The following is an 11908-nucleotide window of genomic DNA, read 5'->3' as shown; positions in this document are numbered from 1 at the left end:
AACCGCGCCCGGCAAGGGGCGCGGTTTCGTAGGGATTGCCTGAAAGCAGATCTTACTTGATCTTGCCTTCCTTGTACTCGACATGCTTGCGCACAACCGGGTCATACTTGTTGACCGTCATTTTCTCGGTCATCGTGCGGGCGTTCTTCTTGGTAACGTAGAAGTGCCCGGTCCCGGCGCTCGAGTTCAGGCGGATCTTGATCGTGGTCGGCTTCGCCATTGTCTTGCTCCTGCTGCGGGGAAAGACGCCTTCTCTGCGAACCCCGTGAAATCTCTTGGAAGCCGCCTTTTAACCATCACAAGCCCAGAGTCAACCGCGAATCTGGCGGTTTTCATCCTTGCATCACCGTGCGGCCATAAAATACGCGGATGGCCTGTAAGCCGGATTTTGTTCCGGGGTCGCCCCCTTCGATGACCATTCCTCTGGCCCCGCCATTGCTGACGGGATCTAGCTGCCAACCCGGACCTGCTGGGGCAAAGGCAGCCCTGTCTTGCGACGCGCGGTCCCTATTCGGCGTTGCTCCCGGTGGGGCTTGCCATGCCGGTCCTGTTGCCAGTCCCGCGGTGGGCTCTTACCCCACCGTTTCACCCTTACCTGCGCAGATGCGCGGGCGGTCTGTTCTCTGTTGCGCTTTCCCTGGGGTTGCCCCCGCCGGGCGTTACCCGGCACCGTGCCTTCATGGAGTCCGGACTTTCCTCGACGGTTGCCCGCCGCGGTCATCCGGCCATCCGCGTCAGGCGCAGATATGGCGGGCCGCCCGGCAGGTCAAGCACCGTCTGGCGTCACCGCCGCATGAGTATTTGCAGAACAGAGAAACCCGATGCGCCGCGCCAGGGCTTCTTCGTTCTTCAAATACTCATCTTTCTGTCACACCAGCCATATCGGGCGGCCAGTTCCGGGCAATCTCGGGCAGGCGATCCTCGATCCAGCCCAGCAGGCCATCGACGCGGGCCGCAGCCTCAAGCCCCAAGGGTGTCAGCGCATATTCGACATGCGGCGGCACGGTCTGGAAATCATGCCGCAGCACCATGCCATCGCTTTCAAGCCCCTGCAGGGTCTGCGCCAGCATCCGTTCGCTGATGCCGTCGATCCGCCGGCGCAAGGCGCTGAAGCGCTGCGGGCCTTCGATCAGCACGACCAGCACCAGCATTCCCCAGCGCCCGGTCAGACGGCGCAGCACATCGCGCGACGGGCAGGCCGCCGCCATCAGATTGCCCCGTCCGGAATCTTTCATACTAACATTCCCGTTCGTACTTACTTTGGGTAAGTTAGGCGCGTATCTCTATCGGCACAAGAGTGACGGAGAGAGACCATGACCATTGCAATCACCGGCGCGACCGGACAATTGGGCCAGCTTGTGCTGACCGCGTTGAATACCCGCCTGCCTGTCGATCAGATCGTCGCGCTGGCGCGCGATCCAAGCCGCGTGCAGGGCGTCACCGCCCGCGCCTTCGATTATGACGCGCCCGAGACGCTGGTTCCTGCGCTTCGGGGCGTGGACAAGCTGCTGCTGATCTCGGGCAGCGAGGTCGGCAAGCGCGAGGCGCAGCACGCAGCCGTCATCGAGGCCGCAAAGACCGCAGGCGTCAAGGACATCGTCTATACCAGCCTGCTGCATGCCGACCGCTCGCCGCTGTCGCTGGCCGCCGAACATGTCGCGACCGAGGCGCTTCTGGCCGCGTCCGGCATCCCGCACACCATCCTGCGCAATGGCTGGTATATCGAGAATTATCTGGGCGCGCTTCCCGCCGCGCTGGAACATGGTGCCTTTATCGGCTCGGTCGGGGCGGGTCGCGTGTCGGGTGCGCCGCGCAAGGATTACGCCGAGGCGGCGGCGGTCGTTCTGACCAGCGAGGGCCATTCCGGCAAGGTCTATGAACTGGCGGGCGACGATGCCTTTACCCTGCCGCAACTGGCCGCCGAGGTCGCGGCGCAATCCGGCAAGCCCGTCGCCTATCAGGATCTGCCCGAGGCCGACTATGCCAAGGCGCTGACCGGCTTCGGTCTGCCCGAGGGTCTGGCCGCCGCCATTGCAAGCTGGGATGTCGGCGCGGCGCAGGGCGCGCTTTATGACGACAGCCGCACGCTGTCGGGGCTGATCGGACGGCCCACCACCTCGCTGGCCGATACCGTCAAGGCCGCGCTTTAGAACGGCACATCGTCCAGCCCGCCCGCCTCGGATGCGGGCTGGACATATCCTGCCTTGATCGTCTTGAAGCCGGTCGGAAACTCTACCGTCAGCGTGTCCTCCGCAATGCCCTGGACCGTGCCATTGCCGAATTTCTGGTGAAACACCCGGTCACCGACCGCGTAGCGCGCGGCGGGCTCGGCGTCGATGGTGATGGGCACGCGATGCACAGGCGCGGCACGCGCCGCGCTGCGGTCCTGCATCCGTTTCCAGCCCGGAGAGTTATACACATCCGCCCGCGCCGCGCGTTCATGCATCTGGGTCGAGGCGAAAGGCTGGGCCGCCGCACCATAGCCGCCGCCATAAAGGCCCGGCGGCGTCAGCACCTCGACATGTTCTTCGGGCAGTTCGTCGATGAAACGCGACGGCAGGCTGGACTGCCATTGCCCATACATGCGGCGGTTGCCGGCGAATGTGATGGTCACCAGTTCCTCGCCCCGCGTGATGCCGACATAGCCAAGGCGGCGCTCTTCCTCGAGCCCCTTGGTGCCGGATTCGTCCATGCTGCGCTGGCTGGGGAACAACCCGTCCTCCCATCCTGGCAGAAAGACGATGGGATATTCCAGACCCTTGGCGGCATGCAGCGTCATGATGCTGACCTCCTCGGCCTGCTCGCCCTTGTCGGTATCCATGACCAAGGCGACGTGCTCAAGGAAACCCTGAAGGTTATCAAATTCTTCCAAGGCCTTTATCAACTCTTTCAAGTTGTCCAGACGGCCCGGAGCGTCCGGGTTCTTGTCGTTCTGCCACATGGCGGTATAGCCGGATTCGTCCAGAATCCGCTCGGCCAGTTCGACATGGTTCACGCGGCTGTCGATGGCGTCGGCGTGCCAGCGGCCCATGCCGTCGGTGAATTGCCGCAGCGCCGCCCCGCCCTTGCCGCCGATGCCCGCCATGGCCAAGACCGAGGCCGCGCCTTCCAGAAGCGACAGGCCGCGGTCGCGGGCCTCGCGCTGGATGGTCTGCACCGCCTTGTCGCCAAGGCCGCGTTTCGGGACATTGACGATGCGTTCAAAGGCCAGATCGTCGGTGGGCGACACGGCCAGCCGGAAATAGGCCATGGCATCGCGGATTTCCTGCCGTTCATAGAAACGCGGCCCGCCGATCACCCGGTAAGGCAGGCCGATGGTCATGAAGCGGTCCTCGAACGCGCGCATCTGGTGGGATGCCCGCACCAGAATGGCAATGTCGTTCAGGCTGCGCTTGCCGATGGCGCGGCGATGCCCGCCCTGAAAGCTTTCGATTTCCTCGCCGATCCAGCGCGCCTCGGCCTCGCTGTCCCAATGGCCGATCAGGCGCACCGGCTCGCCCCCGGTGGCGTCGGTCCACAGCGTCTTGCCCAGCCGCCCCTTGTTCGCGGCGATCAGCCCCGAGGCCGCCGCCAGAATATGCGGGGTCGAGCGGTAGTTCTGTTCCAGCCGGATCACCCGCGCGCCGGGAAAATCCGTTTCAAAACGCAGGATGTTGCCGACCTCGGCGCCGCGCCAGCCATAGATCGACTGGTCGTCATCGCCGACGCAGCAGATGTTCTTATGCGCCTGCGCCAGCAGCCGCAGCCACATGTATTGCGCGACGTTCGTGTCCTGATATTCGTCGACAAGGATATAGCGGAAGCGGTCCTGCCACTGGCGCAGCACATCGGGATGCGCCTGAAAGATGGTGACGCAATGCATCAGCAGGTCGCCGAAATCCACCGCGTTCAGCTCCAGCAGGCGGCGCTGATAGGCCGCATACAGCTTGCCGCCCCAGCCGTCGAAGGCGCGTTCCTCGCCCTTGGGCAGGCGGGCGGGCGTGATGCAGCGGTTCTTCCAGCCGTCGATCAGCCCCGCCAATTGCCGCGCGGGCCAGCGCTTTTCGTCGATATTCTCGGCCGCGATCAGCTGCTTCAGCAGCCGGATCTGATCGTCGGTGTCCAGAATGGTGAAGCTGGGTTTCAGATGCAGCGCGCCCTCGCCCACCAGTTCGGCATGGCGGCGAAGGATCTTGACGCTGACGCTGTGGAAGGTGCCCAACCACGGCATGCCCTCGACCATCTCGCCCAGAAGACGGCCGATGCGGTCCTTCATCTCGCGCGCGGCCTTGTTGGTGAAGGTCACCGCAAGGATCTGGCCGGGCCGGGCCTTGCCCAGCGTCAGCAGATGCGCGATGCGGGTGGTCAGCGCCCGCGTCTTGCCGGTGCCCGCGCCTGCCAGCAGCAGGACGGGACCGTCCAGAACCTCGACCGCCTCTCGCTGTGCGGCGTTCAGCCCCTCCAGATAGGGCATCGGGCGCGCGGACATCGCCCGCTGCGACAAGGGCACAACTGCCGCCTGAAAGGCGTCCTGATCGTCGAAATCGCTCATCGCTGCAGCATAGCTGCCAAGCGCGACTTGGGAAAGCCCATGTTCACGCCTTGTTCCGGATCACGCGCGCAAACTTGCAAACATCGCCGGATCAAGGCTGGACTGGGCAAAGGTCTCGCCCTGCGTCAGCACCGACACGGCGTCATGCGAGTGCAGCGATTCCTGATGACTGGCGATGACGCGGAAATCGCCGATGCGGGGTTCGGCCATCAATTGCTCGGCAAAGGCGCGCACGGCATCCTCGACAAAGATCGGGTTGGCGGCGTTCAGCTCGGCAAAGGCCTGCTCATCCTCGCGCTTGACCATGACCTGCGTTTCGGTGGCGACGGCGCGGCGGCACAGTTGCACCATGTCTTCAAACCACAGCGTGTCGCCCTGCATCACCACGGAAATACGCGCGATCGAGCGCTGCGAATGCGGCGTCGCCAATTGCCCGCGCATCTGCCGGGCATGTTCCGAGAGTTCCAGCGAACACGGGCAGGTCGAGGAATAGACATAATCGAAATGCATGATCCGCAGCCGCTGGCCCGCGCGTTCGACCAGTTCCAGCGCGATGTCGTAATACTGCCAGCCCATCAGCCCCGAGCGCAGCGACGCGACCTGCATCGGATATGACAGGCGCATCTGGATGCGGGCGTCGAAACTGTCCAGATCGGCCTTGTAATCCTCAAGCGCGGCTTCCAGCACGCCCATGGAAAACTGCTTGTCGGCATGGGCGTAAAACGACCGCATGATGCGGCTCATGTTGATGCCCTTGCGGTCGGCCTCAAGGCTGACGGTGCCGGTGACGCTGGTTTCCAGCAGCGTCTCGCCGCCATCGGGCTTGCGATAGCGCAGCGGCAGCCGGAAATTTGAGATGCCGACATGCTGGATCGGGGTATTCGCGCCCACGATCAGACTGGCCGGGCCGTTCTGCAGATCGGGCAGACTGGCCTTGTAACTGTCATCGACGCGGAAATCCGCGGGATATTCGCGCGACAGTGCCGGATAGGCGCGGTCGGTGGCGACAGGGCGGGCTTCGGTCATTGTCGTCTCCCAAGCAGGTCGGACTGCAATCTGGGGATTGCCGGGCTGAAACGAAAGAGGCGCCGGGGTGGTTCCTGACGCCTCTGCCCGCTTATTGCAGCGCCTGACGGATATCTGCGATCAGATCGTCGGCATGCTCCAACCCGATCGACAGCCGCAGCAGGCCGGGCGTGATGCCCAGCTCCGCCTGCACCTCGGGCGTCAGCCGCGAATGCGTGGTCGTGGCGGGATGGGTGACGATGGATTTCGCATCGCCCAGATTGTTCGAGATCAGGAAGATCCCCATCCGATCCATCGCGGCAAAGGCCGCATCCTTGCTGCCAAGGTCGATGGCGACCATCGTGCCGCCCGCGCCCATCTGGCGCAGGGCCAGATCGTGCTGGGCGTGGCTGGCAAGGCCGGGATAGATCACGCGGTCGATGCCGGGCTGGTCCTGCAAGGCCGTGGCCAGCGCCAGCGCGGTCTGGGTCTGGGCCCGCACGCGCAGATCCAGCGTGGTCAGGCCGTTCAGCATGATCCACGCGTTGAACGGGCTGATCGCCGCGCCGGTATGTTTCAGATAGGGCTCGGCCACCTCGCGCACGAATTGCCGCGTGCCGCAGATCACGCCGCCAAGGCAGCGCCCTGCCCCGTCGATATGTTTTGTCGAGGAATAGACCACCACATCCGCGCCCTGCGCCACCGCCTGCGAAAAGACCGGAGTGGCAAAGACGTTATCGACGATGACCAGCGCGCCGACCGCATGGGCCAGTTCCGCCACGCCCGCGATGTCCACGATCTCCAGCGTCGGGTTCGAGACGGATTCGAAGAACACCGCCTTGGTGTCGGGTCGGATCGCCGCGCGCCATTGTTCCAGATCGGTGCCGTCGACATAGCTGATCTCGACCCCGAAGCGGGCCAGCACGTCCAGCACATACAGGCATGATCCGAACAGCGCCTTGGCCGACACGATATGATCGCCGGGCTTGGCAAAGCACATCAGCGCACCGTTCACGGCCGCCATGCCGCTTGCGGTGGCGAATGCGTCCTCGGTGCCTTCCAGATTGGCGATCCGATCCTCGAACATGCGCGAGGTCGGGTTGCCGTAACGGGCATAGATGAATTCATCCGGACCGGTCTTGATGAAGCGCGCCTCGGCTTGGACCGAGTTGTCATAGGCAAAGCCCTGCGTCATGAACAGCGCCTCGGCCATCTCGCCATATTGGCTGCGGCGGATGCCGTGATGGACGGCGCGGGTGCGCGGATGCAGGGCTTTGTCGGACATGGCAGACCTCATTGCGATGGGTCTGGCCGGGTTACTCCTGCCCGGCCAGCCATGCAAGGGCAGCGATCACCGGGCCGTCACTCTTTCGGAAGGGCGTGACGCTCGAACAGTTTGGCGTTCAGCACGAAGAACACCACCATCAGCGCGGGGAGGCCGAAGGTCTTGAAATTGACCCATGCGGTTTCCGACATGGTGCGCCAGACGATTTCATTGGCCACGGCAAGGCCCAGAAACAGCACGACCAGCCGCCCGGTCAGAATGCGCCAGCCTTCCGAGGTCATCGGCAGCGCCTCGGACATCACCAGTTGCAGCCAGTTGCGCCGCAGCGCCAGACTGACCCCAAGGGCCGCGGCAAACAGCAGATAGATCAGCGTGGGCTTCATCTTGAAAAAGCGCGGATCGTTCAGCCAGACCGACAACCCGCCAAAGACGATTACCAACACCAGCGTGGCGATCTGCATGGGCGCAAGCTTGCCCGTCAGCCGCCACAGCGCCAGCGTGCTGGCCACCAGCACCGGGATGAACACCAGCGTGGCCACGATAAAGCCCGAATATTCGGTGCCGCCGATGGCTACGGTCTGATCCCGCAGACGCATGAAGACGACGAAGAACAGGATCAGCGGGCCGAATTCCAAGGCGGCTTTCAGCAGCGGGTTGATCTTTCTGGTCTGGGTCATCCGGGTCTCCCGTGCAAAGATTTGCGCCTGTCTGGCGCAGGCCGCGCGCCTAGTCCAGTCGGATCGCGGCCAGAATGGGGCCGGTCGGGCGGGCCTTGTCGCCGCCGCGCCCCAGCACCTGCGCCAGAATGGCGTGGCGGGTATCCTCGGGGAAATCGCGCGCCGCGGGCTGGGCCGGATCGCCATGCGCCGCAAGCGTCGGGTTCTGATCGGCGCGCACGGTCATGCGCAGCGGTGTGCGACCATCCCAATCGGCGATGCGGTCCACGGCCAGAACGACATTGCGATAGGTCACGGCGACGCCACGGTTTTCGCCCGCCTTGATCGTCACCTGCCGTTCGGGCGCATAGCGCACCAGCAGGATCGCCACGCGACCGGGGATGCGCGCGCGCGGCGTCACCTCGATCTGATAGCCCTGACCCTGCGGGCTGGAGGTGACCAGCACAGGCGCGGGGCGCGCCATCTGGGCATCCAGCAGCGACATCAGCTCCGCCGGGCGCAGGGCGATCAGCGTATCGGTGCCGCCCACGACCATCTGCGGCGTATAGATGCCACGTTCGCCCCAGGCATGGGCATAGGCCTGCTGGCGCTTGGTGAAATCAGGGCTGGCGAATTCATCCGCCCAGCCCAGATAATCCCAGTAATCCACATGCCAGGACAGGGCCAGAATGTCGCTGCGATCCGCCAGATCGCCCAGCATGGCATCGGCGGGCGGACAGGACGAACAGCCCTGCGAGGTGAAAAGCTCGACCACCACGGGCGGATGCCCGACCGGGCCCGCCATGCGCGCCCGGCTTTCGGCGGTGCGGCGTTCGGCAAAGCTGGCCATGCCGGTCATGTCGGCAAAGGGATCGTCGTCCAGACCGGGGATCGCTGCGGCACTGACCGAAGGCGGCTCATCCGGGGCCTCGATCAGGCCGACATCGCTGGCACCCTGCGCTGTCTGCCCCGGCGCTGTCTGCCCCGAAGTCGTGTCCGCCAGTTCCGCCCCCGGTTGCGGCAGGACCGAAACGCCGACCGGATCATCGCCCGGCATCGGCTGCACATCCGCCTGCGGCAGCGGCGTCACCGGCACATCCATCATGCCCGGCACGAACCCCTCGGTCGAGATGCTGAAGCCGTCCGACAATGGCAGCGCATCCTGCCCGCCCGCGTCCTGCGCACGGACCGGCTGGCCCAGCAGGCCGCACAGCACCAGCACCGAAACCGCAAGCCCGCCCCGCAGCAATGTGATGTGCCGACGGCCCGCGCGTTGGTGCCGCGATGCCAATACGGTTGCTGTTTCTGAAGCCATGTCTGCGCTATTTCCCGAGTATTCCGACCCACTTCACCTAACGCCCGCATCAGGCAAGCGCCAAATCAATGCTTTGTTAGCACGACGTTCCAACCATGTGATCGTTGCCGGAAACACACAGATTCCTTTTCCGCCCGCACCGTATGCAATTGCATACAATTGCACCCCGACCCTTGAACCGCATGTTGAAAAGGCGCACATCTTTCCCCGAGACAGTCAGTCAGCCACCTTTTGCAAGGATCAGGGAGCCGAACCGTGACCATCATCACCGGAACCGATACAGCCAAGACGCGCCGCCAGCTTAGTGTGGGCGGCGCCTCGGTCGCCTATTACTCGATCGAGGCCGCAAGCGACGCGGGGCTTGGCGATTTCTCAAGGCTGCCCGCCTCGCTGAAGGTCGTGCTGGAAAACCTGCTGCGCTTTGAAGACGATGGCCGGACGGTCAGCGTGGACGATATCAAGGCCTTCGCCGAATGGGCCGACAAGGGCGGTCAGAATCCGCGCGAGATCGCCTATCGCCCGGCCCGCGTGCTGATGCAGGACTTTACCGGCGTGCCTGCCGTGGTCGATCTGGCCGCCATGCGCGACGGCATCAAATCGCTGGGCGGAGACGCGCAGAAGATCAACCCGCTGAACCCGGTCGATCTGGTCATCGACCATTCGGTGATGATCGACGAATTCGGCAATCCCCGCGCCTTCCAGCGCAATGTGGAACTGGAATACGAACGCAACCTTGAGCGTTACACCTTTCTGAAATGGGGGCAGAACGCCTTCAACAACTTCCGCGTGGTGCCGCCGGGCACGGGCATCTGCCATCAGGTCAACCTTGAATATCTGGCGCAGACCGTCTGGACCGACACCGATCAGGACGGACACGAGGTCGCCTATCCCGACACGCTGGTCGGCACAGACAGCCACACCACCATGGTCAACGGCCTTGCCGTCCTTGGCTGGGGCGTCGGCGGGATCGAGGCCGAGGCCGCGATGCTGGGCCAGCCGATTTCCATGCTGATCCCCGAGGTGGTGGGCTTCAAGATCACCGGCGCGCTGCGCGAAGGCGTCACGGCCACCGATCTGGTGCTGAAGGTCGTGCAGATGCTGCGCAAGCATGGCGTCGTCGGCAAATTCGTCGAATTCTACGGCGAAGGTCTGGACCATATGCCTTTGGCCGACCGCGCCACCATCGCCAATATGGCGCCGGAATATGGCGCGACCTGCGGCTTTTTCCCCATCGATGACGAAACCCTGCGTTACCTGCGCCAGACCGGCCGGGACGAGGATCGCATCGCGCTGGTCGAAGCCTATGCCAAGGAAAACGGCTTCTGGCGCACGCGGGATTATGCGCCGATCTATTCCTCGACGCTGGAACTTGACCAGTCGACCGTGGTGCCGGCGATTTCCGGGCCGAAACGCCCGCAGGATCACGTCGCGCTGACCGATGCGGCCTTTGAATTCAGCAAATACATCAGCGGCACGCGCAATCTGCCCGAACCGACGCTGACTTCGGAAAAACGCTGGAATGCCGATGGCGGCGCGCCCGAGCCCGAGGAACTGCCCGGCCATCTGGACGGCTATAAATCCGGCAACGTCGAAGGGCAGGATTACCAGCTTCACGACGGATCGGTGGTGATTGCGGCGATCACCTCCTGCACCAACACCTCGAACCCCTATGTGCTGATGGCCGCCGGGCTGGTCGCGCGCAAGGCGCGGGCGCTGGGGCTGACGCGCAAGCCCTGGGTCAAGACCTCGCTGGCGCCGGGATCGCAGGTGGTGGCGGAATATCTTGAGGCGGCGAACCTGCAAGAAGATCTGGACGCGCTTGGCTTCAACCTTGTGGGCTTTGGCTGCACCACCTGCATCGGCAATTCCGGCCCGCTGCAACCCGAGATTTCCAAGTCGATCAATGACAATGATCTGGTTGCCGTGTCGGTGCTGTCGGGCAACCGCAACTTTGAAGGCCGCATCAGCCCGGATGTGCGCGCGAACTATCTGGCCTCGCCGCCGCTTGTGGTGGCCTATGCCATCGCGGGCGACATGAATATCGACATCTCGCGCGAGCCGCTGGCCTTCACCGATGCCGGCGATCCGGTGTTTCTGGCCGATATCTGGCCCAGCTCGAAAGAGGTGGCGGAACTGGTCGACACCATCGTCACGCGCGAGATGTTCCAGACCAAATATGCCGATGTGTTCAAGGGCGACGAGCGTTGGCGCGCGGTCGAGGTGACCGACAGCGAAACCTATGACTGGCCACCAAGTTCGACCTATATCCAGAACCCGCCGTATTTTCAGGACATGTCCGCCGAAAAGGGCACGCTGCACGATATCCACGATGCGCGCGTTCTGGCCATCCTTGGCGACATGATCACCACCGACCACATCAGCCCCGCCGGGTCCTTCAAGCCGACCACCCCCGCCGGGACATACCTGACCGAGCGGCAGGTCGCGCCCAAGGATTTCAACAGCTACGGATCGCGCCGCGGCAACCACGAAGTCATGATGCGCGGCACCTTCGCCAATATCCGCATCAAGAACGAGATGCTGGACGGGGTCGAGGGCGGCTATACCAAGGGCCCGGATGGCGGGCAGACCTCGATCTATGATGCGGCGATGGCCTATAAGGATGCGGGCGTGCCGCTGGTCATCTTTGGCGGCATGGAATACGGCGCGGGCTCGTCGCGCGACTGGGCGGCCAAGGGCACCAATCTGCTGGGCGTCAAGGCGGTGATCGCGGAATCCTTTGAACGGATCCACCGCTCGAATCTGGTCGGCATGGGCGTCGTGCCGTTCGAGTTCACGGGCGGCGACACCCGCACCTCGCTGGGCCTGAAGGGCGACGAGGTCGTCACCATCGAAGGGCTTGAGGGTGATTTCAAGCCGCTGTCGGTGGTTCCCTGCACCATTACCTATGGCGACGGCACGCAGAAGACGATCCAGCTGAAAGCCCGCGTCGATACCGAGGTCGAGATCGAATATCTGGAAAACGGCGGCGTGCTGCATTACGTGCTGCGCAATCTGGCCAAATCCTGATCTTGCCCTGCCAAATCGACATCTTGCCCTGAACGTGATGAAGGCCCCGGAACTCTCCGGGGTCTTTTTCATTGGGCTGGCGGGGGTGT

9 protein-coding genes and 1 other RNA gene are annotated in these 11908 nt (G+C 63.9%); 2 read left to right on the top strand and 8 right to left on the bottom strand.

Features of this window, described 5'->3' with window-relative positions; all coding sequences use genetic code 11:
- Nucleotides 1–52: 52 nt before the first annotated feature.
- From rpmG to GL284_RS14040, 3 genes are all read right to left on the bottom strand, one after another.
- Nucleotides 53–220 (bottom strand): 50S ribosomal protein L33, encoded by a 168-nt coding sequence (gene rpmG / locus GL284_RS14050; RefSeq protein ID WP_101752137.1) that lies wholly within the window; start codon nt 218–220, stop codon nt 53–55.
- Between the two features lie 141 nt (nt 221–361).
- Nucleotides 362–733, bottom strand: an RNA gene (gene rnpB, locus GL284_RS14045) — RNase P RNA component class A.
- A gap of 124 nt (nt 734–857) precedes the next feature.
- Nucleotides 858–1235: a winged helix-turn-helix transcriptional regulator gene (locus GL284_RS14040; protein ID WP_155045265.1), complete on the bottom strand. Its 378-nt coding sequence runs from the start codon at nt 1233–1235 to the stop codon at nt 858–860.
- 78 nt (nt 1236–1313) lie between these two features.
- Between GL284_RS14040 and GL284_RS14035 the strand changes: the two genes are divergently transcribed.
- A complete protein-coding gene (locus tag GL284_RS14035) occupies nt 1314–2150 on the top strand; it encodes an SDR family oxidoreductase (RefSeq protein ID WP_155045264.1) in 837 nt (278 codons plus the stop codon).
- Here the strand turns inward: GL284_RS14035 and GL284_RS14030 are convergent.
- The 5 genes from GL284_RS14030 to GL284_RS14010 form a co-directional block, all read right to left on the bottom strand.
- Complete coding sequence (locus tag GL284_RS14030; protein WP_155045263.1) at nt 2147–4531, bottom strand: ATP-dependent helicase; 2385 nt, start codon at nt 4529–4531, stop codon at nt 2147–2149. The two genes, GL284_RS14035 and GL284_RS14030, sit on opposite strands and share 4 nt — an antisense overlap.
- Before the next feature lie 60 nt (nt 4532–4591).
- Complete coding sequence (gene folE2 / locus GL284_RS14025; RefSeq protein WP_155045262.1) at nt 4592–5557, bottom strand: GTP cyclohydrolase FolE2; 966 nt, start codon at nt 5555–5557, stop codon at nt 4592–4594.
- 91 nt (nt 5558–5648) lie between these two features.
- Nucleotides 5649–6821, bottom strand: coding sequence for an O-succinylhomoserine sulfhydrylase (gene metZ, locus GL284_RS14020; RefSeq protein ID WP_155045261.1), 1173 nt, complete (start codon nt 6819–6821; stop codon nt 5649–5651).
- A gap of 77 nt (nt 6822–6898) precedes the next feature.
- Nucleotides 6899–7498 (bottom strand): inner membrane-spanning protein YciB, encoded by a 600-nt coding sequence (locus GL284_RS14015; protein ID WP_155045260.1) that lies wholly within the window; start codon nt 7496–7498, stop codon nt 6899–6901.
- A 49-nt stretch (nt 7499–7547) separates the two neighbouring features.
- Complete coding sequence (locus tag GL284_RS14010; RefSeq protein WP_230383077.1) at nt 7548–8792, bottom strand: DUF1223 domain-containing protein; 1245 nt, start codon at nt 8790–8792, stop codon at nt 7548–7550.
- A 255-nt stretch (nt 8793–9047) separates the two neighbouring features.
- Between GL284_RS14010 and acnA the strand changes: the two genes are divergently transcribed.
- On the top strand, nt 9048–11819 hold the full coding sequence (gene acnA / locus GL284_RS14005; RefSeq protein ID WP_341870380.1) for an aconitate hydratase AcnA: 2772 nt from the start codon (nt 9048–9050) through the stop codon (nt 11817–11819).
- The last annotated feature ends 89 nt before the right edge of the window (nt 11820–11908 follow it).

Source organism: Paracoccus shanxieyensis (assembly GCF_009711265.1).
GTDB lineage: Bacteria > Pseudomonadota > Alphaproteobacteria > Rhodobacterales > Rhodobacteraceae > Paracoccus > Paracoccus shanxieyensis.
The sequence above is the reverse complement of the archived record's forward strand: the minus strand, read 5'-3'. Positions and strand labels throughout refer to the sequence as shown.